This window comes from Proteiniclasticum sp. (genome assembly GCF_032054185.1).
GTDB lineage: Bacteria > Bacillota > Clostridia > Clostridiales > Clostridiaceae > Proteiniclasticum.
This window is the reverse complement of record NZ_DAMBTF010000002.1, coordinates 72150-95753: the sequence shown is the minus strand read 5'-3', so window position 1 is coordinate 95753 and position 23604 is coordinate 72150. Positions and strand designations below refer to the sequence as shown.

Below are 23604 nucleotides of genomic sequence, written 5' to 3'. Positions count from 1 at the left end.
GTGTTAAAGGATATGAAAAACAGTTCTCTGGTAACGAAACTGGTAGCCACCTTCGCATTTGTGGTTACCATCGGTTATGTTTTGATAGCTGTTGTTCTTTCCATGTGGTTCCAAAGTTATTTTCTGGACAAGAACAGAGCGGATCTGGAGGAGACGACCAATCTTGCCTCCTCCAGTATTCCACTTTATCTCAATAAAGAAATCGATGATACGGAGCTGCTTCGAAATCTCTCTCTGATCAAAGGTGTGGAAAAAGGAGATATTCTCCTTGTAGATGCATCAGGATATATTTTCTTTGTGACCAACGAGGCTTATGACAGCCTTGTTTTCACGAGATTCAATTTTCCTGACAGAGATCGATTGGTAGAGGGCAATTCCATTGAAATAAATGGCGAAGTCAATCCCATAACCAAAGAAGAAATGTCACTCTTCATCAAGCCGGTTCAGACCGGAGCGACTTATCAAGGGGCTATAGTTGTCTATACTCCGCTGAAACATATCAGAGAGCCGCTCAATGAAATCTATCTGAGGATATGGACCATTACCGCTACCGCGGTGATTGTTTCCATACTCATTATTTACTATATTGCACAGAGGATGCTGTTCAGACCTCTGGCAGAGCTGAACTCCATTGCAAGGAAGATCTCCAAAGGCGAAGTTACGCAAAGAGTTCTTGTCACCTCCACGGATGAGATCGGTCAGCTGTCCGAATCCTTCAATACCATGGCGGAATCTCTGGAACAGACCGATAAGAACAGACGTGATTTTCTGTCCAACATCTCCCATGAACTGAGATCACCCATAACCTCCATCAGAGGTTTCATCGCGGGGATTCTGGATGGAATTATTCCTATGGATAAAGAGAAGTACTACCTCAAGATTGTATATGATGAAATTCAGAGACTGACAAGACTTGTCAATGATCTTCTGGATCTGTCCGCTATGGAGTCCGGAAAGTTCTCCTTCAAGCTGACGGAGCTGGACATCAATGAAATCATCAAGGTGTGCATCACAAAGTTTGAGACAAAGATCGATGATAAGGGCTTAAAGGTCGCTGTCACACTGGAAGGTGATCATCTTTATGTTGCAGGCGATCGTGACAGACTGATTCAGGTTATTACAAACCTTGTGGACAACTCCATCAAGCATGCGCCCGATAACGGAAATGTGAAGGTTGTGTCCAAAACCAAGGGCAAGAAAGTCCATATCAGTATCTATAACGATGGTCCGCCTATTGCGGAAAATGATATCAAGTACATCTGGGACAGGTTCTACAAAGGCGATAAATCAAGGACAAACAAGGTTTCCACAGGACTTGGCCTGCCGATTGTCCGCAATATCATCACACAGTTCGGTGAAGATATCTGGGTGGAAAACAAGAATCAGGGCGTCATGTTTACCTTCACCTTGAGTATTACCTAGGAGTATGAATATGGAAGATAATAATTTAGAACAGGAAAAATTGATTGAGAAGGAAAATCTCAAAGAACAGGTGAAAACCGGAGAAATCAGATATCGTCTGGATCAGCGATCACGTATAAGAGGCGGGATTCTTCAGTTTGCCTCCCTTCTTGTTGTGGTTCTTCTGACCTCCATACTGACTTCCACTTTTGTCTCTAGAAAGATTCAGGAAGATTCTCTTGTTATAGATGCCGACAGCAGTTTTTCCCAGATGCTCAGAAAGTCGCTCAGCGGTTTCGAAACTTCCTTTTATGACCGGACACGTATTCGCGAAGTGTACAATCAGATTTCGGTTTCGCTTGTGGGGGTGACAAATGATCCTCAGAATTTTTATTCTGAATCCTACGATCACCTCTATACAGGCGTGGTCATGAATACGGAAGGTTATATTCTCGTTCCATACAGTGCCGTTTCACCAGAGGGCTTTTATGTTCGGACGGACAGGGAGAACGACAGGATCTACCAGGCGGAACTTATCGGAGGGGACGCCGCCCTCGGTCTTGCACTCATCAGAGTGGAGGACATCAGTCTCAGACCACCTAAGTTTTCAGACTCGAGTACAGTAAAGACCGCTCAAAGTGTCATTGCCATGGGCAATCCCTTTGGAGACAGCGACCGTGGAACAGTGACCTTCGGTGTCATTTCTACAGTGAACAAGGCGTTTCCAACAGTCACTGCCGATAACCGAGAAGTGAAAGTCTATGCCATTGAAACGGATGCGAAAATCAACACCGGAAATAATGGCGGAGTTCTTGTGAACATGAACGGCGAGGTTGTGGGTATAAACAGCATGAGCATTACAGAAGGATCTGAACAGGGGCTGAGTGCAGCCATAACGTCCAATGAAGCCATGAGCATCACACGTTCGCTGATCAATTCAGGAGAAGAGCTTCTGCCTTTCCTTGGGATTTTCGGGGATGTGGTAAAAGATCTTGATGATTTTGAAACCGGGTTCTATATTCAGAGAATCGCGCCTGAAGGAACAGCGGATCGTGCAGGCTTAAGACCTACTGACATCCTCGTCAGCATTGACGACATACCTGTTGAAACTGCCGCATCCATCGATGAATACATCCGGACAAGAAAGGTTGGCGATGTGGTGAAGATCAGGTATCTTAGAACGAATGAGGTTCTTGAAGTGGAAGCCACGCTTTATGGTACCACTGTAGATTAAGCGGTAATGAATGAAATGAAATGAGGAGCTTTCAAGCTCCTTTTTTTGAGGCCTTCAGCATTTGAGAAGGTACAGGCCGGTTTAAGGTGAATGTGCTAGTGTGAACTTTGACTCAACAAAAACGTGATTAAATAGTATAATTAACCATAACACAAGGATTGTCTTATACAGGCATCCTTTTTAGAGACATTTGGGAGGGTAATTTGATGTACCTAATTGTAGGACTTGGCAATCCTGGAAAAGATTATGAGAAGACGCGGCATAATGTCGGCTTTATGGCAGTGGATGAACTGGCTGATAAAATGAATATCCGATTCGACAGAAACAGATTCAAAGGGAAGATCGCGGAAGGAAGAATAGGGGCGCATAAGGTTGTACTTCTTAAGCCTCAGACCTTTATGAATCTTTCAGGGGAAAGCATCGGCGAGGCCGCAGATTTCTATAAACTGGAACCGGAAGAGGTCATCGTTGTATTTGATGATGTCAGCCTGGATGTGGGCAAACTGAGAATCCGCAAAAAAGGCAGCTCAGGAGGTCATAACGGAATCAAGTCTGCCATACTTCATCTTGCAACGGAAAATTTTCCGAGAATCAAAATCGGCGTCGGTGCACCTTCTCATGATATGGTCGGGCATGTACTGGGGAAATTCCAGGAAGAGGACAAAGATAGAATCTCGAAAGCGATTCTTGCAGCAAGAGAAGCGGTCTATGCCATCATAGAAAACGGAATTGATTCAGCCATCAGTGAATACAACGGATTCAAAGCGGAGTAGGTGATAGAGATGAGACTGGATGGATTAAGACAGGAGCTTTATAAAGACGAAGGCTTCAAAACACTCAGACAAGGAATAAAAGACAGGAAATTCCCTTTAGGTGTCTATGGGGTATCCGAGTCGGCAAGGGCTTTCCTCATTTCCGCAGTGTTCGGAAAAGAAAAGGACAGCCTGTTTGTTTTTGCTTCAAAAGATATGGATGCCAAGAATCTCTATGAGGATCTTCTTCTATACGAAAATGAAGTGTACTATTTCCCTGCAAAGGAAATGGTTTTTTATAATATCGATGCGATTTCAGGTGACTTAAGGTGGGAAAGACTGAAGGTCATCAAAGAACTGATGAACGGGAAGAAAAAGATCATCGTCACCACCATAGAGGCGCTTACAGCGACCTATGCACCGTTCTCCTATTTCAGGGATCACTTCTTCACCATCACAAAGGGTATGGAGATCAATCTCAAGGATCTGGCGAAGAAACTCGTCAGTTCAGGTTATGTCCGTAGTGAGCTTGTTGAAGGGAAGGGCGAGTTCGCTCTTCGCGGTGGCATCATGGATGTATTTCCCCCTGATGGGTCACTTCCTTACAGAATAGAGCTTTTCGGTGATGAAATTGATTCCATCAGAACCTTCAACAAAGAGACCCAGAGAAGTATTGAACAGGTGGATAGTTTTGAAATTTTTCCGGCGAAGGAAATCATCCTCGACGAGGAGACCATGGCTAAAGGTGCCGAAAAAATCAGAGCGGAACTGGATTCGATCATAAAAGACAAGTCAAAGCGAAAAACCTATGATAAGGATGCCCTGGAAAAACTGAAGCACAATGTCGCTTCGAATCTTGAATATCTCAAAGAGGGGATGTTCTTTGAAAGCGTGGATGCCTACCTTCCGTTCTTTTTTGACAGGCCTTCCACTTTCTTCGATTTCATGGGCAAAGGAAAGCTCATCATCGATGATACCCAGAATTCACTGGGGAAAATCGAATCCACCTATACCGAGTTCAATGAAGACTATGAAGCGTTCCTGGGTCGTGGAGAAATTCTTCCAAGTCAGGGTAACATTATGGTCGATAAGGACTTTCTCATCGACACCCTTCGGGATGCTGAGGTCATTACCCTCAATCAGTTCCAGAAAACCGAGCATTTTCTTCCGCCAAGAGCACTTGTGAGCTTCAATCAGATGACCATCTACAACTATCAGGGCCAGCTTGATATGCTGATCAGTGACATCAGGGAAAGAAAGAAGCGCGGATATCATGTGGTCATTCTGGCGGGTACCAGACCAAGAGGTGAAAGACTCGTTGACATATTGAGAGACAAGGATATTGAGTCGGTTTATAAGGATACTTTAAGCACCCTGGATTATGCTAATGTCATCATCACATTCGGTAATCAGCTGAGGGGATTCGAGTTCCCCGACATCAAGCTCGCCCTCATTTCCGATAAGGAAGTCTTTGGTGAAGCGAAGAGGAAAAAGAAGAAAAAGATCAATAAAGGCAAAGGCCTTGCCAAGATCAACAGCTTTACTGAGCTTAAAAAAGGTGACTATGTCGTCCATGTCAACCATGGAATCGGTGTATTCCTTGGAATCAAGCAGATGGAGACATCAGGTCTCATAAGAGACTATATCGAGATCCAGTATGACAGAAATGACAAACTCTTTATCCCCGTAGAGCAGCTGGATATGATCCAGCGTTATATCGGTACAGAAGGTAAGGATCCGAAGATCAACAAACTCGGCGGACAGGAATGGAGCAAAGCGAAAGCCAAGGTCAAACGCTCTGTGGATGAGATTGCCGAGGACCTCGTGAAACTTTACGCGGAGAGGGAAAAGGTCAAAGGACACAGTTTCAGTGATGATACAGAATGGCAGAAACAGTTTGAAGACGAGTTTGCCTATGACGAGACTGAAGATCAGCTCAAATCCGCTGAGGAAATCAAGAAAGATATGGAAAAAGACAGGGTCATGGACCGTCTTCTATGCGGAGATGTGGGATACGGCAAAACTGAAGTGGCCATGAGAGCCGCATTCAAAGCGGTTATGGATTCCAAACAGGTTGCGGTACTTGTGCCGACGACCATCCTAGCCGAGCAGCATTTCCACTCATTCAGGAACCGTTTCAAGGGATTCCCCATGAAGATCGATATGGTCTCCAGATTCAGAAGTCCCAAAGAACAGAAGGAGACCCTTAGAAAGGTCAAGGAAGGAAATGTGGATATCCTCATCGGTACCCATAAGATTCTTTCCAAGGACATCCAGTTCAAAGATCTCGGACTTCTCGTGGTTGATGAAGAGCAGAGATTCGGTGTAGCCCATAAGGAAAAGCTGAAAAGCACAAAGAAAAATGTTGATGTGCTCACGCTCTCCGCAACTCCGATCCCAAGAACACTTCATATGTCACTGTCAGGAATCAGGGACATCTCACTCATTGAGACGCCTCCTGAAGAACGATATCCTATCCAGACCTATGTCGTGGAATTCAACGAACAGCTGATCCGTGACGCCATTTTGAGAGAGAAGGCACGTAATGGTCAGGTCTACTTTGTACACAACAGAGTGGACGATATCCATGTCGTTTTAAGCTATCTGTCCAAACTGGTGCCTGAAGTGGTATTTGATGTCGCCCACGGTCAGATGAATGAACGGGAACTGGAAAATGCCATGAAGAATTTCATGGACAACATGACGGATGTACTCATCTGCACAACCATCATCGAGACGGGGATGGATATCCAGAATGTCAACACCATCATTGTCGACAATGCGGATAAGCTTGGGCTTTCCCAGCTCTACCAGCTGAGAGGTAGAGTAGGACGAACAAACAGGATCGCCTATGCCTACCTCACCTACAAGAAGGATAAGGTTCTGACTGAGATTGCGGAGAAGAGGCTAAGGGCTCTGAAAGACTTCACTGAACTCGGCTCAGGATTCAAGATCGCCATGAGGGACCTCGAAATCAGAGGTGCCGGAAATCTTATGGGGAAAGCGCAGCATGGACAGATGTCCGTTGTCGGATATGATCTCTATGTGAAGATGCTGGATACCGCTATTAAGATGATTACCGGCGAGATTATGGAAGAAGAGCTGAACACGACCATAGATATGAAGATTGATGCCTATATTCCTTCCTCCTATATTTCAGAGGAAATGCATAAGCTGGAAGTCTACAAGCGTATCGCCTCCATGGAAAGCGAAGAAGATTATGAAGACATCAAGGAAGAACTTCTTGACCGCTACAGCGATATCCCGGATTCGCTCTATAACCTCATGGACATCGCAAGACTCAAGTTCTATGCCAACCGCGCTGGAGTGCTGGAACTGAAAGACAGAGGGAAGGACATTCTCATCACCTTCGCATCTGCGGAAAAGCTCACCAAAGAGAAAGTGGATATCTTCCTTGAAAAGTATCCTAAGCGTTCGGAATTTCAAAGAAAAGAACCTGCAGTCGCATTCAAGATCACGGAGAAAGACAGGTATCTCACCATCGATGCTCTGACGAAGCTGATGAAAGAGCTGTCCGATACGGACAAAGTTGCAAAAGAGTCGTAAAGAATATATAATATTAAAATGTGTCATGTAAATGTAACAATGAAAGAATATCATAGTAAAGAACACAATTTGAGATAAAAGAGAGGGAATCAATTTTGATTAGTTTAAAGAAAAAAGTACTCACAGTCCTTTCCGCTTCTGTCCTAGCGGTAGCACTTGCCGGATGCGGACTGGTAGAAGAGACACAGGAATCCATAGACGGAACTGTTCTTGCCAAAGTGGGTGATGTGGAAATCACACAGAAAGATGTAGAAAAAGAAGCAAAGCCATATCTTGATGAAATGAAGGTCAACTATGGAGAAGAAATGCTCGAACAGAAAGAAGGCAAGGAAGTCGTTGCTCAGCTGAAGAAAGATATTCTGAATGGCCTAGTTGAAATGAGAATCATCGACAGGAAAGTCGAAGAAACAGGTATGGACAAGGATACAGAAGAAATCGCCAAGGCTGTGGAAGACAGAATCGCTCAGGTAAGAGGCGCATATGAAGACGAAGAGACTTATAAGAAAGCACTGACCGATGCAGGCTATGATGAAGAAAGCTATCGTGCTTTCGTCAAGTCCGATATCGTAAGAAACACTTATTATGAAACCATCATGGAAGATGTCGCTGTAACTGACGAAGACGTGAAAGCGTACTATGAAGAGAACAAGGCGAGCTTCATGACTCCTGCTGGAGCAAACATCTATCATATCTATTTCGGAACTGATGATGCTGCCAAGGCTGAAGGGGAAAAAGCGCTTAAACTGATCAAAGAAGAAGGTAAAGATTTCGCTGAAGTTGCTGAAGAATACGGAAACGATCTATCAGCAGACAAGGGTGGACTTCTTGGATACTATGCATATGACAATCAGGAACTTTACGCTGACTTCATGGAACATGTAAAGAAGCTCAAAGAGAATGAGATCTCTGATGTGGTCAAGTCCACAGCCGGATATCATATCATAAAGGTTGATCAGGTTACACCTGAACCTGTTCAGAAGACACTTGAAGAAGTTAAGGAATCTGTTTCCGCAACTGTTCTGAACACAAAGAAGAGTGAAAAGTATGCTTCGACCATGGAAGAGTGGAAGAAGGAATTAAACGTCAAGGTTTATGAAGACAAGATAAGATAATGTTCATGACGCTCCTGAGAAATCAGGAGCGTTATTCTGTTTTAGAGGAAGTATCCTGTGCTATAATTGTTCTATTAATAATCAGGCAGTGTGCATAGAATGCCTTCTGCCGATCGATGAGGTGAATCATGATACATATCGTTGGCCTTGGTCCAGGAAGTGTGGATGCACTGACACTGGGCGCCATAAAGGCGCTGAAAGCCTATCCCTTATATCTGAGAACAGAAAAGCATCCCACTGTATCTTATCTGAAAGAAGAAGGAATCATATATAAAACCTTCGATGACAACTACATGAAGGCGGAGAAGTTTGAAGATGTCTATGAGGGCATCAGGGATTTCATTGTGAATGAAGCCAAGGAAAGAGAACTGACCTATGCGGTACCTGGTCATCCTCTTGTTGCCGAAAAATCAGTGATGCTGATTATCGAGGCCTGCAAGAGTGAAGGTATTCCCTACAGAATCTATCCTTCAATCAGTTTTGTGGATACCATGCTTGAAGCTCTGGAAATCGATCCGATCACGGGGCTTCGCATCGTTGATGCACTGGCGATAGAGGTGGAAAAACCGGATTTCTCCAAAGGAACGATCATCACTCAGGTCTTCTCGGGATATATGGCCAGTCGTGTAAAAATCGCGCTTGGACACTATCTGGAAGATGAAGATGAAATCGTCTTTGTGCGGGCTGCCGGTACCCCGGAAGAAGTGGTTAGAAGAATACCCCTCTTTGAACTGGACAGACAGAAGGATATCGATGACCTGACAAGCGTCTATGTTCCGCCGATGGCGAACAGGTACGATTTCTACTCCTTCATGAACATTGTAGAGAGACTGAGAGATAAAGAGGATGGCTGTCCCTGGGATAAGGAGCAGACCCATGAATCTCTCAAGAGATATCTCATCGAAGAGAGTTATGAAGCTCTTGAAGCCATTGATCTTCACGACTATGACAGTCTCAGTGAGGAACTTGGCGATGTGATGCTTCAGATTCTGCTTCATTCCACCATCGGAAAAGAGGAAGGCAATTTTACAGTCCACGACGTCATCAGGAGGGTTTCTGAGAAGATGATCTACAGACATCCCCATGTATTCAGTAAGGACAGAGAGATGACCTCAGAGGAGGTCCTTGTACAGTGGGAGGAGCTGAAGAAGAAGGAGAAGAGTGAAGATAGCCTGAGTGACGCATTAAAGGGCATCTCAAAGTTCTATCCCGGTCTTTCTCGAGCGGAGAAAGTTCAGAAGAAGGCCAGAAAGTACGGCTTCGACTGGGATGAAATCAGTCCGGTCTTTGCGAAGGTTGAAGAAGAGATTCTTGAAATAAGAGAAGCACTAACTGAAGGGAATGAAGAAAAGGTCCATAAGGAACTTGGAGATCTTCTGTTTGCAGCGGTCAATCTATCACGTTTTCTCGGTGCGGATCCTGAGGTTTCTCTCAATCAGACTTCAGACAGATTCATCAGCAGAATTACGAAAATGGAGGAGCTTCTATTGGCTGACCAGCTGAGTTTCAGAGGTCTTTCCCTGGAAAAACTGGATGAATACTGGGAAATCGCAAAAAAAGACGAAAAAAACTAAAATAAACGCCTAGAAATAAAGGGTTTCAGGGTTTTCTGTAGAATAATAACAGTAGATTCCATTAATAAACATTAACGAGGAGGAATTTATTGTGAACAAAGCCGAATTAATCGCTGCATTAGCTGAATCAACTAGCTTTACCAAGAAAGATTCTGAGGTTTTCTTAAAATCATTTCTTGAAACTGTCGTAGGATCACTTGAGAAGGGTGAAAAGGTTCAATTAGTTGGATTTGGAACCTTCGAAGTTAGAGACAGAAAAGAAAGAGTCGGTAGAAATCCAAGAACTAAGGAAGAAATCCAGATACCAGCATCAAAGGTACCTGTATTCAAGCCTGGTAAAGAATTTAAAGAAAAGGTGAATGTTGTTCCTAAGAAGAAGAAGGCAGCACCTAAGAAGAAGAAATAACCAGTCTAGTACATTAACATTTAAAGGCGCAGAAGAATTCATTCTTCTGTGCCTTTTGTCTATATGATGTTCACATAAAGTCTCCAACAGGGCTATATTGCCCGATCATCAAAGTTTTACTTCACATTGGACAATTCCAAATATATAATATACACAATGAATAAAAAAGAAAACTGTTTATTCATGCACAATCGAGGTGATTAAATTGAGACTAGACAAATATCTGAAGGTATCCAGAATCATCAAAAGAAGAACTGTGGCTAAGGAAGCCTGTGACGGGAAGAGAGTTTCCATAAACGGAAAGACAGCAAAAGCTGGAACTGAAGTTAATGAGGGTGACATCATCGAAATTACATTCAAGGAAAAAGGCATCAAAGCTAAAGTGCTCAAAATCTCTGAACATGTCAGAAAAGATGAAGCTTCAGCGATGTATGAAATTCTTGAGGGTGAAGAAGATACAGATGAAGAGGAATAAAAGCCGTTTATTGTAATAGGGGGAATACCATGAAAATTGGAAAAGTGGCATTGCGCGTGCTTCTTGCTCTGTTTATCGGTCTCATTTCCTTTACGCTTTACAGGCAGCAGGTCATGATGGCGAATATCGAAAAGAATATCGCCCGGCAGGAGCAGGAACTGGAGAAAGTCATGGAAGAGAATGAAAAACTGACTAATTTGGTAGACAGCACCAATACGGAAGACTATACTATAAGAAGTGCCAGAAGCAGACTTGGGTTACTCAGACCCGGTGAAATTCCGGTAATAGACTCGTCAGGCGACTGATCGGGTATCATTATACATATATATTTTAAGGAGGATTCTTATTAACATGACCTTAGAGGTAGGAAACATTGTAGAAGGAACTGTAGTAAATATCACTAACTTTGGAGCTTTCATCGATCTGAACGGAAAAACGGGCTTAGTGCACATATCCGAGGTAGCCGACACTTATGTGAAGGACATCAAGGAATTTATCAAAGAGGGCGACAAGGTACAGGTCAAAGTATTAGGAATTGACGATAACGGCAAGATCAGTCTGTCTATAAAGCAGGGTGTAGCTGTAACACAGAAAAAGTCCACAAGACCAGTTGAAGTAGAGTGGAGCGCTTCTGACAGAAAGAAGCCTGCTGCAAACAATTTTGAGGACATTATGTCAAAATTCATGAAAGAAAGCGAAGAAATCATGTCTGATTATAAGAAGAAACAGGAAGTCAGGACAAAAAACAGAAAAAGCTAAAGCCTAGGCTTTCAATGAGAATGATCATAGAGTGATGATGATACCCGGATTTTCCGGGTATTATTTTTATTTTATGTGTTGACAAGGTCTGGGTGTTCATATATAATTAATTTTGTCGCTGAGATGAGGCGACATTTAAATGTGGCGGAATAGCTCAGCTGGCTAGAGCATTCGGTTCATACCCGAAGGGTCGTAGGTTCAAGTCCTATTTCCGCTACCATTTCTATTATTACGCTGGAGTGGCGAAACTGGCAGACGCACAGGACTTAAAATCCTGCGGTGGTGACACCGTACCGGTTCGATTCCGGTCTTCAGCACCAAATTCAATATCGCGGGGTGGAGCAGTTGGTAGCTCGTCGGGCTCATAACCCGAAGGTCGTAGGTTCAAGTCCTGCCCCCGCTACCATTAAGAAACAGTCTACATGTTAGGCTGTTTTTTTCGTGTCTGGAATTAGATCGGTAACTGCTTTAACGGAATATTCATACCGAAACAGAAAGCTCGTGATATAATATTATCAATCTTTAAGAGAGGAGCGAATGGTAATGATGAAAGAGAAGCAGCTTACTATTGAGACAAGAGAGCAGAAGTATCAGCCGGTGCTCAGTATCAGAATGAATACTCGTGTGGAGAATCTGCCTTCAGTCATCGGGGAGTCCTACGAGAAAATTGCGAGATATCTTGAAGAGCTGGATGTTGAAGCTGCGGGTCCCCCTTTTGTTGCCTACTATAATATGGACATGGAAAATCTGGATGTCGAGATGGGATTCCCTGTGGACGACGTCGTTCCTGGTGATCATGATATGTGTCCTGGTGAGATAGGAGAAGGTAAAGTCATCTCCTGCATGTATGAAGGCCCTTACGAGGGTATGAGTGCTGTCTATGAAAAGATGAATGAATACATCCGAGATAAAGGGTTTACTGCAAAGGGGATTGCATATGAAACCTACTATAACCCGCCGGATGAGGTCAGAAGTACGGAAGAGCTTCTGACAAGAATCGATCTTCCGGTAAGCTGAATATAATACCGGCAGTTCATCATTGTGATGGACTTCCGGTATTCTGCTGTAAGGGTGACATTTATTTTAAGTATGATACAATAATCCTAATATACTTTTTTTATGGAGGGATTATGAAGGTAATGATTGTAGGTGCTGGTAAGCTTGGAGTAAAGCTTGCCGAAGCCATGACCATGGAGAATATGGATGTGACCCTGGTAGACAGTGATGCGAAAGTCATCGAGAACATCAATGAGCATATTGATGTTCTGACTGTAGTCGCCAGTGGGATAAGTGTAACCATGCTCAATGAAATGAACATTGAGGAATATGATATTATTGTCGCGACAACGGAAAATGATGAGACGAATGTCGTCATCTGTACCTTTGCGAAAAAACTGGGCTGCAATCAGACGATAGCCAGAATCAGAAATCCCGAATATACGGAGCAGCTCAGTTTTGTGCGTCACGAACTGGGCATCGATCTCATCATCAATCCTGATTTCGCTACAGCGAATGCCATAGCGAAGTATCTCCTGAAGAATGTGATGTTCTATACGGGAGATTTTGCCGACGGTAAAGTGAAGATGATTGATTTCAAGATCTCCTACAAAAGTGCTTTGGTGGGTAAGAGGCTGTATGAGCTGGAAGATTTTGATGATCTCATCATCACCGCGATCTCCAGACATGGAGAACTAATCATTCCTGATGGTAAGTCTTCCATCGAAGCGGAAGATGTGATTCACATTATGGGTACCCAAGAGGATCTCCTTAAGCTTAGCAAGAAACACAAGCTTCTAGGAAATGACAAGCATGTGGATAGTGTCATGATCATCGGTGGAGGAAACGTCGGGTATTATCTTGCGAAAGAACTCTCCGAAGCGAAGGTTGCAACGACGCTTATCGAGCAGGATAGAGCGCGTGCGCTGAAGCTTGCGGAAAAACTTGATCATGTTCTGATCATCAATGGTGACGGTACGGATGTGAACATCCTCGAGGAGGAGAATATCGATCAGATGGATGCTTTCATCGGTTCGACTGGTTATGATGAGCAGAATCTCCTCATGGCACTCATGGCCAAGCAGTATGGTGTCGGGAAGTGCATCGCGAAGGTAAGTCGAAAGAATTACACGAAGATCATCGACAAGCTTGATATTGATGCTGCGTTAAACCCTGTGAATATTACGGCGTCTGATATCCTGAAGTATGTTCGAGGCGGGAAAGTCGTTTCTGTATCTCTTCTTCTTGGAGGAGATGGGGAGGTGACGGAAATTATCGCGACAAAAGACATGTCCTATCTGGATCGTCCTCTTAAGGATCTTAATCTGCCGAAAGGTCTGATCATCGGTGCCATTGTCCATAACGGCGATGTCATCATTCCAAAGGGTTCTTCGGTCATACGGGCTAATGACAGGATTGTTGTATTCTCTCGTGCGGAGGATACGGAAAACCTGAAGAAGTTATTTACACCTGGAAAGAGAGGACGCTTAAGTGAACTATGGAATAATAGTAAAAGTGCTTGGGATAATCCTGCTGATTGAGTCCCTGCTCATGTCGCCTTCGGTCTTTATATCCCAGCATCATGGAGGAGAGGCGGTGATGCCTCTGGCGTTCACTATCCTTCTGATGCTGGTCCTTGGCATATTTATGATGAATGTCAGAAACAGACACGAACATATACGTGCTAAAGATGGAATTGTCATAGTAGCCCTTGGATGGGTGCTGATTTCACTCTTTGGTGCACTGCCTTTCTATCTTACAGACAGCGTACCGACTTATGCGGATGCGATCTTTGAAACAGTATCGGGATTTACGACCACCGGATCATCTGTCATTGCAAATGTTGAAGCGCTCGATAAGGGTATCCTTTTCTGGCGTTCCATGACCCACTGGATTGGAGGAATGGGTATCCTTGTGTTTACCCTTGCGCTTCTGCCTGCACTGGGTGTAGGAAGCCTCCAGATCTTCAAGGCGGAGTCTCCAGGTCCTGTGGCGGGGAAGATTGTTCCGAGGATGAAAGACACGGCCAGAGTGCTGTATGTGACGTATATCGCCATCACGCTTTTGCAGGTCATTCTCCTCAGTTTTGGAGGAGTTAATCTTCTTGAATCCTTTGTCATTACCTTCGGTACTGTAGGTACGGGTGGGTTTGGCCCGAGAAACGATTCTATGGCCAGCTACAGCTCCTATGTGCAGATTGTTACTGGGATATTCATGGTGCTGTCTGGTGTCAATTTTTCCCTGTATTTTCTGATCTTCAGAAAGAAATACAAGGAGTTTCTTGAAGACCGTGAGCTGAGATTATATCTGTTCTTTGTTTTCATCTCGGTCCTCATGATTGCAGTCAATCTGCTGATTACATTTAAAGGGGATTTCCTGATAACACTAAGAGATTCTTTTTTTCAGGTATCCTCCATTATGACTACAACGGGTTATAGTACAGTTGACTTTGAACTGTGGCCAAGTTTCAGTAAACTCATTCTCTTCTTCCTTATGTTTGTTGGCGGATCTGCCGGATCTACTGCGGGTGGAATGAAGGTGGTGAGGATTCTCGTCATCCTGAAACTGATTAAGCGGGAGATTTCAAAGATTTTCCACCCAAGAGCGCTGATTCCCATAAAGGTAGGCGGAAAGATTGTTTCTAATGAAGTTATTGCGAGAATAAACAGCTTTCTAACGCTCCATATGGTCATTTTTGTTATCGGAGTGATTGTAGTCTCTCTCGAAGGTGTCGATATGATCACCTCAATGTCATCTGTAGCTGCTACCATCAATAACATTGGACCTGGATTTGGCGGGGTGGGACCTACGCTCACCTTTGCTGATTATTCTATTTTCACAAAACTCTTTCTGTCCCTCATTATGCTTTTGGGCAGACTTGAGCATTTTACAATTATTGCGCTCCTTGTACCCAAAAGCTGGACTAAAGAGAGTTAGCGGATAATAGGTTTTTTTGATGAATAAAGCTGAATAAACGATTAAGGAACAGAGAATTTCTGTTCCTTTTTTAGTTGCCTTTTATTTTGTATTATAACCCCAATGAAGTTTAGGGGGAATCTGGATAAAAAAGCCTTAATTTGGAAATATAAGTCACTAGTTTAGAGAAGAATAAATGTTCAATTCCATATACAAGGGGATTTAGTTCGTTGCGAAATTCTATAAAAGGGTACACATAGTGCAATTGTAAATAATTTGGAAATAATTAGTGGTAGAATAGCAATATATTAATTATAGAATAGTAGATTGAATAAATGCGAAGTTTTAGTATACCGATTTATAGTACTTCCAAAAAGAGAAATAGCGAAATGCATTGAACACCAATACATTAGGAAATAATATGATGTAAAGAGACACAAAAACATAAGATTCAATAGAGGGATAACCGTTTCTAATTAACAGTGAATATCATTAACTATTTTTCAGAAATATGAGTATATTCCTGTGGATAAAGTTTGTGAGAAAGTGAATAAGCGCAATTCGACAAAGATTTCTAAAAACTGTCAATAATTCTTTAAAATTTTTATGAAAACACAATTATAATTGATAAAATGAATACAAACTCGTTAAAAATCTGATAAATTCCCTATGAATGTCGAATATAGGTATTTATTAACGAGATTTATAAAGTTAATGTTAATTCAATTAAATGATGATTTAATAAATATCGAAACAGTGCTACAATAAAGAAGATAAAACAATCATTCATAGATATATTGTATTTCTATCTGATGGTAACTGTTCCTGGAACTAAATGAATCACGATTTGTCACTGATGTTTGAAGTAATGTGGAATCTTAACTGTAATGTTAGAAAAATCATTCTTGCAATGAGAAAGGAGTTGAAACAGTGCGTGTGGACAAAGACAAGTATATGAACAAAAGAAAATTCTTTTCCATATTAATCTTATTCGGTTTTATGATCAGTATCCTGCCAGGGGGTATGAGAAATATCAAAGCTGAAGAGTTAATAGGGGAAGAAGATATCAAGAAAATTGAACTCTCTGCTGAAGTGATTTGGACTGGTGTCCCTGATGAAGAGGTTATACCTGAAATAACGATTAATCTGATGTCTGGCAAAGAAGTCGTTGAGCGTATAGCTGTAACTGATGGATCCACAGAAGTCAAATTCACACCGGTAGATGAGCTGGATGCTGATGGTAATGTGATTCTCTATACAATAGAACAGGAACCCATAGAGAATTATGAAACCGAAGTAAGGGAATTCATAATCGAGAATACATATATCGCACCTCTGGTGGAAGAGTCAGCAGCGATAGAAAGTGAAAGTATTCCAGAACTTGAGCTTGAAGAACCTTTAGTAGAAGAGAAAGAAGAATCCATCGAAGAGCCTAAAGGTGAAGGTGGAAGTGAAAATGAAGAACCGATAGTTGAAGAAGAACCGATAGTAGAAGAACCTGCTAAGGAAGAACCTGTTGAAGAAGAGAATCAGATAGAGGATCCTGCAGTTGAAGAAGAAGGAAAAGATGAATCGACTGAGGAAGAACCTGGTGATGATACTGAACGGCAAACACAAAGTGTGGTGAAGGTTGGACAGCCATACGGGTCAGATAGGATACCATTTGGAACAATTGTATCTGAAGTACCTGTTTATGATGTTTTAGGTTCACCAGAGGCGAAAGTTAACAGTTTCATGAAAAGCAGTCAAAGTGTTATCGGAAGTACATCAACGATTGGGCCTGGACAAGTGACGATAGACAAATATGCAGTACCTGTTCCGGGTCTGGTCAATACTTGGGATATTACTTTAAGAATTGAAGGGAAGGATAGTGAGAAAACATCCGACATTGTACTTCTTATAGACAGATCAGCTAGTATGGCTCAAAATCAAAGGTTAGTAAAAGCCAAAACGGCTGCTAAAGCATTCGTAGATGCGATGAATGGGAAACCCAATACGAGAATTGCGATAGTCTCATTTGCATCAAAATATGGCAATTCAACGACAGTAACAACAAATCAGCCATTTACAACGAACTCAGCACTTTTGAAAACTGCTATAGATAATTTAAATGCTGAAGGTGGTACAAATACTCAGGCTGGTATTAGAAGAGCGGAAACATTATTACAATCAAGTACAGCCGACAACAAGCATATAGTGCTGCTGTCAGATGGAGAGCCAACTCAGAGTTTCAAAGTGTATGACAACAATTCATATTTTGAGTGGTATAACCAGAATGAAGATGTGGAAGATTGGAATAACAATCTAAGCAATCAGAGAGTACACTATAGGACAAAGAGTAATTTAGCTGCCAGTGCTTATAACTATGATAGTATAACCGGTGGTGGTTATGTTGGTTATACTCACTACAAATGGACAGAATCAAATTCAAATTATATTGACTATTACTCAAGTCATGGAAATAACGCGATTTCTCAAGCTGGTATGTATAAAGGGTCAGGTGGAAATAGAACGTTATGGACAATAGCTCTTGAAACTACCAATTACGGTGATGAAGTGCTGGAAGATATTTCATCACCAGGAAAAGATTTCCAGAGTACCCCGGATCAGCTTAATGCGATATTCCTGCAGATCGCGGGAAGTATTAACTCAGCTGCTAAGGATATAGTGGTAGTCGATCCTATGGGAGAAGGTTTTGAAATACCTGTAGTGGTCAACTCAAACATCACAAAATCACAAGGTACACATACCTATGCCAACAGAGTTCTGACATGGAACGTTGGAGATCTTACTCAGCCGATCTCACCTGGATCGAACATTAAGGTAGCATGGCTGAAGTATAGGGTAACAATTAATGATGATATCCTCAGTCTGCCAGTGCCGGGAGACGGACGTTATCTGACTAATGGGGATGCTAAGGTGACTTACAAGGATCAGGATGATGTCAGTAAGATAAAAACCTTCCCGGTTCCAAAGGTCAACCCGATTTTCATTAAAGTCAAAAAGGTTCTTATGGATGCTGAAGGCAATATCATAACAGATCCTTCTAGACAGTTCCCAATTAAAATTATGAGTGATGCTGCTGATGGAGATACAATCTACGCAGAATACAATGAGACATACAGTCTTATTCCAGATCAGCAGATTATCAAAACCAACCTCAGACTTGCCGACACTTATACGGTAAGCGAAAACGCACCGGACTATGATGTAACCATTAAAGTAAATGGTGTGGTCACAGACACATTTGTTGTGCAGCCACCAGCTGGTTCTGCGGATTCAGGACAGCCTGATATCGAAGTTTTGGTAACCAATAAGGAAAAACCGTTAGGTAAGCTGATTCTCAAGAAGATTCTCCTTGATGAAAACAACAACCCTATAGTGGGCGATCAGAGAGAGTTTACATTCAATATTACAGGTCCAGGGAATTACAGTGAAACCAGAGTCCTTAAAGGTGGAGAAACAAAAGAAATAACAGGTCTTAAATATGGTCAGTACACTGTGACAGAAGCAGACCAGGTAAGCCTTGTTGCAGAAGGATTTACAATTACATCTGATCCTGCAGACGGCGTAGTGACACTAGGCTGGAACAATAAGACAGGAACAGTTGAAATTACCAATAAATATATCAGTCCGAAAATAGATGTCATCGCTAAGAAGATATGGCAAAACGGAAATGTTGAAGATCATGTTGCAGTAGCGCTGACGCTATACAGACAGGTAGGAGCTGGACCAAAGACTGTGGTTACTGGAGTTACACCAAATATCATACCTGCTTCAGGAACTGCATCTCAATTTACCTATACCTGGTCTAACCTGCCTAAGACAAACCAGTTTGGTCAGCTGTATATCTACACAGTAGATGAACTGACAGTACCAGCTGGATACGACAAGATCATCAGTGAAGATGGTCAGACTGTAACAAACAAGAGCAAGACAAGCAAACTGCAGCTTCTAAAGACGGGAGTCGATGATGTGCCACTCGAAGGTGCGAAGTTTGATCTGTACCGTAAGACTGAAGGTTCAGCAGAGGGAGCGGTCGCTTTTGAAAACGAAGATGGAGAAACAGTATTTGGTGTTCTTGTCCCTGTTGGAAGTCTGATCACAGATGAAAACGGAGAAACGCAAATTATAGACGGACTGGAAGCTGGCGATTACTTTGTAATTGAAACAGCGGCACCTGTCGGATATCTCTTGCATGAATATCCCATCGAATTTGAAATAGATGCAGCAAAGACACTGAATAAATTTACAGTCGAAAATGAACTGGCACCTATGATTCCGGCAACTGGTGGAATGGGAACAATGTTATTCTCAATCCTAGGTATAAGTATCATGGGAGGCGCGTTACTTGGATTTAAGAAATTCAACAACAATAGAGGGAAAGGAGAAAGCGTCATGAAGGGAAGGAAACTATTCACAGTATTATTTACAATGCTTGTACTATTTGTATTTGTTGCTCCAACTATGGCAAAGGCAACAGAGGTACCTGAAAGAACAACTAATGTCACCATTCACAAAATGGAACTCTTTACAAATACTGGAGGGCTTCCAGCTGATCATGACGGAACAGTCCTTGATGCTGATGGTCTTGATGAAGTGCTTGGTGCCGGAAACTATGCACCACTTGAGGGTGTAGTATTCAGATACTGGAAAGTACCTGCAACTGCCGATGCTGATGATCTTGATGATATGGATTTATCAGAACTGATCACAGATTTTGGTAATGGTACAATCACTACTGCGACTTTAGCAAATGGTACAGTTGCACTGCCACCACTGGCAGATGGCTACTACTATTTCAGAGAACACTCAGCACCTGAAGTTGTAACCGATCAGATTGCAGTACCTTTCCTGCTGGGGCTTCCAGTGATGAAGGCTGACGGAACAAGTTTTATCAAAGACCTGCATATCTATCCTAAGAACCTGACCGTACGTGGTGCGGTTGTATTAACTAAACTGGCTGGAAATACAAAGCTTCCCGGAGTAACCTTTGATCTTTATAAAGGTATACCTGGAAACGCAACACTAAGAACAGAAGATTTAATAACTAACGCAGATGGTGAAATCATCATCAACAACCTGCCAGTGGGAAGTTACTACTTCGTTGAAACAGCAACAGTCTCACCTTACCTATTAGATGCAACACCAATCCCATTCACAATTACAGCAAATGGTAAAGTTACTGTTGAAGCTGGAGAAAGAGTTGTAACTGGAGATGTCAAGTTAGTCACTCATGATAACTTCGTAGAACCGGATATTGAAAAGTTTATCGGAACAGTTGGACAGACTGCAGCATCAGGAAACTTCAATGAAGCTCTTCCGTTCATCATCGATGTGGAGCTGCCAGGAAACATCCACAAGTATGACTCACTTGTAGTATCCGATGATCTGGATTCAAGACTTGATTACAGAAACAGCTTGGAGGTGCTTGGAAGCGCAGACGGCACAATATTTACACCATTAGTTCTTGGAACTGATTACACAGTTACAGAACCTGCTGTAGGAAGTGACGAAGAGCTTATCGTAACATTTGTGCCAGAAGAGCTTGAAGGGCTGAAGTTTGTTAGAGTCAGTTTTGAAGCTTCAATAAACGAAACAGCGATCATGGGACAGGGCATTCCAAACAAAGCAGTTGTAGATTATGACAACGGATTCGTAGTAGATGAAGAGCCTTCAGAAGAAGTGCTGGCATTTACTGGTGGTAAGAACTTTATCAAGGTTAATGGAGACGCTGAAGCGCTGGATGGTGCAGAATTCGTAATCATGAATGCTGATGATGAATATCTAATGATTGAAGACGGCGTTTACAGCTGGACAACAGATATGGATGATGCTTACACAGTAGTATCAGACGAAGACGGATTGTTTGAAATCAAAGGTCTGAAATATGATCTTGAAGATGGAACAGTTTACTTCCTATATGAAACAGTTGCTCCAATGTCAAGCGAAGGCTACCCATATCAGCTGATTGAAGATCCGATTGAATTCTTGGTTAATGGATCAAGCTACTACTCAAACCCAGGAACAATTGAATTAGGAACACAAAACCCAACAGCAGAACCTCAGCAAGTTCTAAACATATTAGGGCCACAGATTCCACAGACTGGTGGTATCGGTACAACTCTATTCACTCTAATCGGTGGAGGACTCATGGGGTCAGCTCTAATTCTGAACAAGAAGAGAAGCAAAGGCTAATTAAGAAAGGGGATGGCGAATGCTTAAGCATTCGCCTCTTCCATATAATCCCCAGAAGAGTTGGAGGTTATATAGAAGAGAAGACGGAAGTAGTTGAGAGGTGATGAGTTTAATGAAGGAGAATAAAAGTAACGAAAACAAGAAGAGTCTCATACAGAAAATCCTTCTGGCGATGATCTTCATCGTCGGACTGTCAATTTTTCTCTATCCTACAGTCAGCGATTTTCTTGTTTCCAGAAAACAGGCGAAGATCATAGAGGGATACCATGATGATGTGGAGCGGCTGAAGGTTGAAGAAAAAGAGCGGTTAAGAAAAGAAGCGATGGCTTATAATGAGAAGATCAAAAAAGGAACGGAAATTCTGGACCCATTCTCTGAGGTCAGGCCTCAGAATACTGGAGTGAGTTATATGGATATGCTCAATATCGGTGAAGTTATGGCGTATGTTGAAATTCCGAATATTGATGTCTATCTTCCTGTATATCATGGGACCAGTGATGATGTTTTAAATAATGGGCTCGGTCATATTGAGCAGACGTCTCTTCCTATAGGTGGAACAGGAACCAATTCAGTCATCACGGGACATCGTGGACTACCTTCGGCAAAGATGTTCAGGCATCTTGATAAGATGGAAATTGGTGATGAGTTTTATGTCCATAGCCTTGATGAGGTTCTGGCCTATGAAGTTTTTGATGTGGTAATTGTACCTCCAACGGATATTGGGAAGCTGAGAATAGAGGATGATAAGGATATCGTGACTCTGATTACGTGTGATCCATATATGATCAATACCAACAGACTCATTGTCAGAGGCATCAGAGTAGATTATAAAGCACCTGTGGAATATGCTGAGGGTGAAGAAGAAGAGGTATCTGCTGGTAATGTCGATGGAGCTGCAGAAGCAGAAGATCCATCTTCCGGGATGCTGAGTATTATGGGCAGAAACAAATGGGCAATTCTTATATTGGTAATAAGTGTTGCAGGGGTTGTTGTGGTTAATCGTATGTTTCTTTCCAGAGAAAGACGAAGAAAGAGGGTGATGGAACATGAAACTTAAAAGAATGTCCTATATTCTCTTTCTTGCTGGGATTACCATACTCATGTATCCTCATGTGATGAAAATATTCTTTGAGGTTCAGAATGTCACTGAAATCGCAGAATACGAAAATTTAATGGAGCACATGACTGATGAAGAGATACGCGCAAATATTGAAGAAGTAAAAGCTTATAATGATTATATCGCTCGTGAACCGGAAAAGAAGGTTTCCGATCCCTTCACTCCTATAGCGACAAGAGGGGAGGTGGATTCTGCACCGGTTGCGGCAGCTGGTTCTTCCAAACCCAAAAAGATCACTTCTGTTGGACCCTTTGGGTATATTGATATACCGAGGATCAGTCAGAAGCTGCCTATCTATCTTGGTGCAACTGATGAAAATCTGAATAAGGGTGTTGCTCATGTTGATAGAACATCTCTTCCGATCGGCGGGGTAGGAACCCATTCTGTTATTGCGGGACATAGAGGATTTAACCGCAGTATACCATTTTTCAAGCATCTAGATCAGATGGTGACAGGAGATCGATTCTACATCCATATACTTGGTCTTACACTAACATACGAAGTAATAGGTGTTGAAATCATATTGCCGGATGAGAGAGAGAAACTGAATATTGATCCGGAAAAAGATCTTGTAACACTCCTGACTTGTGAACCTTACCGATCCAATACACACCGTCTACTGGTCTATGCCATGAGGGTAGATGAGGGTGAAGCTTCTGGGGAGGTCAGAAAAGATGAACACGGTGAAGGTTATTCTGGTGTTCTATCTGAAAGCTACACAAGGGAGATGCCTGTAAGCGGTGAAGTGAAGTTCGACAATATGATCAGCTATATCGTGGTGGGGGTAGGATCTGTCCTTTGGATTGCAGTATTTATACTGTTTTTACGAACCTTCAGGAAGAAGTTTGATGTAGGCGCGGGAAGATAGTAAGATTGATGTGTTCAATTTATTCGATATAGACTACTTTAGACGATGGAAATAACTGCGAAGCAACCCGCATATCAGGGACTACATAATCCCTGGTATGCGGGTTTTAATACGGGTGATTTTAATGTGGATTCACTAAAGAGATGAATCATTGTGTTCAAATAACAGAAGGGTGTGGTGTATCGTGAAGGGTAACAATGACATTACTGGATAGTTGCATACAATATAT

The 23604-nt window shown here is 42.4% G+C and carries 16 protein-coding genes and 3 tRNA genes; all 19 read left to right on the top strand.

The window, feature by feature from the left end:
* The 19 genes from RTX25_RS01470 to RTX25_RS01380 all read left to right on the top strand — a co-directional run bounded on the left by RTX25_RS01470 (nucleotide 1) and on the right by RTX25_RS01380 (nucleotide 23375).
* Nucleotides 1-1422 (top strand): HAMP domain-containing sensor histidine kinase, encoded by a 1422-nt coding sequence (locus RTX25_RS01470; protein ID WP_312649638.1) that lies wholly within the window; start codon nucleotides 1-3, stop codon nucleotides 1420-1422.
* Nucleotides 1423-1432: 10 nt separating this feature from the next.
* Complete coding sequence (locus tag RTX25_RS01465; RefSeq protein WP_312649637.1) at nucleotides 1433-2635, top strand: trypsin-like peptidase domain-containing protein; 1203 nt, start codon at nucleotides 1433-1435, stop codon at nucleotides 2633-2635.
* Nucleotides 2636-2841: 206 nt separating this feature from the next.
* Nucleotides 2842-3408: an aminoacyl-tRNA hydrolase gene (gene pth, locus RTX25_RS01460; protein WP_312649635.1), complete on the top strand. Its 567-nt coding sequence runs from the start codon at nucleotides 2842-2844 to the stop codon at nucleotides 3406-3408.
* A gap of 9 nt (nucleotides 3409-3417) precedes the next feature.
* Nucleotides 3418-6954: a transcription-repair coupling factor gene (gene mfd, locus RTX25_RS01455; RefSeq protein WP_312649633.1), complete on the top strand. Its 3537-nt coding sequence runs from the start codon at nucleotides 3418-3420 to the stop codon at nucleotides 6952-6954.
* A gap of 95 nt (nucleotides 6955-7049) precedes the next feature.
* Nucleotides 7050-8066, top strand: a complete 1017-nt coding sequence (locus RTX25_RS01450; protein WP_312649631.1) for a peptidyl-prolyl cis-trans isomerase — start codon at nucleotides 7050-7052, stop codon at nucleotides 8064-8066.
* Between the two features lie 128 nt (nucleotides 8067-8194).
* On the top strand, nucleotides 8195-9640 hold the full coding sequence (gene mazG, locus RTX25_RS01445; protein ID WP_312649629.1) for a nucleoside triphosphate pyrophosphohydrolase: 1446 nt from the start codon (nucleotides 8195-8197) through the stop codon (nucleotides 9638-9640).
* A gap of 91 nt (nucleotides 9641-9731) precedes the next feature.
* Complete coding sequence (locus RTX25_RS01440) at nucleotides 9732-10046, top strand: HU family DNA-binding protein (protein WP_312649628.1); 315 nt, start codon at nucleotides 9732-9734, stop codon at nucleotides 10044-10046.
* 205 nt (nucleotides 10047-10251) lie between these two features.
* Complete coding sequence (locus RTX25_RS01435) at nucleotides 10252-10521, top strand: RNA-binding S4 domain-containing protein (RefSeq protein WP_312649626.1); 270 nt, start codon at nucleotides 10252-10254, stop codon at nucleotides 10519-10521.
* Nucleotides 10522-10550: 29 nt separating this feature from the next.
* Nucleotides 10551-10826: a septum formation initiator family protein gene (locus RTX25_RS01430; protein ID WP_312649624.1), complete on the top strand. Its 276-nt coding sequence runs from the start codon at nucleotides 10551-10553 to the stop codon at nucleotides 10824-10826.
* 46 nt (nucleotides 10827-10872) lie between these two features.
* Nucleotides 10873-11280: a S1 domain-containing RNA-binding protein gene (locus RTX25_RS01425; RefSeq protein WP_312649623.1), complete on the top strand. Its 408-nt coding sequence runs from the start codon at nucleotides 10873-10875 to the stop codon at nucleotides 11278-11280.
* A gap of 143 nt (nucleotides 11281-11423) precedes the next feature.
* A tRNA-Met gene (locus RTX25_RS01420) sits at nucleotides 11424-11500 on the top strand.
* Nucleotides 11501-11513: 13 nt separating this feature from the next.
* A tRNA-Leu gene (locus RTX25_RS01415) sits at nucleotides 11514-11600 on the top strand.
* Nucleotides 11601-11610: 10 nt separating this feature from the next.
* Nucleotides 11611-11686, top strand: a tRNA-Met gene (locus RTX25_RS01410).
* Nucleotides 11687-11823: 137 nt separating this feature from the next.
* Nucleotides 11824-12297, top strand: coding sequence for a GyrI-like domain-containing protein (locus RTX25_RS01405; RefSeq protein WP_312649621.1), 474 nt, complete (start codon nucleotides 11824-11826; stop codon nucleotides 12295-12297).
* Nucleotides 12298-12410: 113 nt separating this feature from the next.
* Nucleotides 12411-13817, top strand: a complete 1407-nt coding sequence (trkA, locus tag RTX25_RS01400) for a Trk system potassium transporter TrkA (protein WP_312649619.1) — start codon at nucleotides 12411-12413, stop codon at nucleotides 13815-13817.
* The gene (locus RTX25_RS01395) at nucleotides 13768-15213 is read left to right on the top strand and encodes a TrkH family potassium uptake protein (RefSeq protein ID WP_312649618.1); all 1446 of its coding nucleotides are present in this window, start codon (nucleotides 13768-13770) and stop codon (nucleotides 15211-15213) included. The genes trkA and RTX25_RS01395 overlap by 50 nt, the downstream gene beginning before the upstream one ends.
* Before the next feature lie 1002 nt (nucleotides 15214-16215).
* Complete coding sequence (locus tag RTX25_RS01390) at nucleotides 16216-21390, top strand: SpaA isopeptide-forming pilin-related protein (RefSeq protein WP_312649615.1); 5175 nt, start codon at nucleotides 16216-16218, stop codon at nucleotides 21388-21390.
* 112 nt (nucleotides 21391-21502) lie between these two features.
* Nucleotides 21503-22447: a class C sortase gene (locus RTX25_RS01385; RefSeq protein WP_312649613.1), complete on the top strand. Its 945-nt coding sequence runs from the start codon at nucleotides 21503-21505 to the stop codon at nucleotides 22445-22447.
* On the top strand, nucleotides 22437-23375 hold the full coding sequence (locus RTX25_RS01380; RefSeq protein WP_312649611.1) for a class C sortase: 939 nt from the start codon (nucleotides 22437-22439) through the stop codon (nucleotides 23373-23375). Before RTX25_RS01385 ends, RTX25_RS01380 begins: the two co-directional genes overlap by 11 nt.
* Nucleotides 23376-23604 lie beyond the last annotated feature (229 nt).

Excerpts from the sequence above, each read along its gene's own strand:
- RTX25_RS01465 (WP_312649637.1), top strand. The coding sequence starts at position 1,433 with ATGGAAGATAATAATTTAGAACAGGAAAAATTGATTGAGAAGGAAAAT.
- pth (WP_312649635.1), top strand. The coding sequence starts at position 2,842 with ATGTACCTAATTGTAGGACTTGGCAATCCTGGAAAAGATTATGAGAAG.
- mfd (WP_312649633.1), top strand. The coding sequence starts at position 3,418 with ATGAGACTGGATGGATTAAGACAGGAGCTTTATAAAGACGAAGGCTTC.
- mazG (WP_312649629.1), top strand. The coding sequence starts at position 8,195 with ATGATACATATCGTTGGCCTTGGTCCAGGAAGTGTGGATGCACTGACA.
- RTX25_RS01430 (WP_312649624.1), top strand. The coding sequence starts at position 10,551 with ATGAAAATTGGAAAAGTGGCATTGCGCGTGCTTCTTGCTCTGTTTATC.
- RTX25_RS01425 (WP_312649623.1), top strand. The coding sequence starts at position 10,873 with ATGACCTTAGAGGTAGGAAACATTGTAGAAGGAACTGTAGTAAATATC.
- RTX25_RS01405 (WP_312649621.1), top strand. The coding sequence starts at position 11,824 with ATGATGAAAGAGAAGCAGCTTACTATTGAGACAAGAGAGCAGAAGTAT.
- trkA (WP_312649619.1), top strand. The coding sequence starts at position 12,411 with ATGAAGGTAATGATTGTAGGTGCTGGTAAGCTTGGAGTAAAGCTTGCC.
- RTX25_RS01390 (WP_312649615.1), top strand. The coding sequence starts at position 16,216 with ATGAGAAATATCAAAGCTGAAGAGTTAATAGGGGAAGAAGATATCAAG.
- RTX25_RS01385 (WP_312649613.1), top strand. The coding sequence starts at position 21,503 with ATGAAGGAGAATAAAAGTAACGAAAACAAGAAGAGTCTCATACAGAAA.
- RTX25_RS01380 (WP_312649611.1), top strand. The coding sequence starts at position 22,437 with ATGAAACTTAAAAGAATGTCCTATATTCTCTTTCTTGCTGGGATTACC.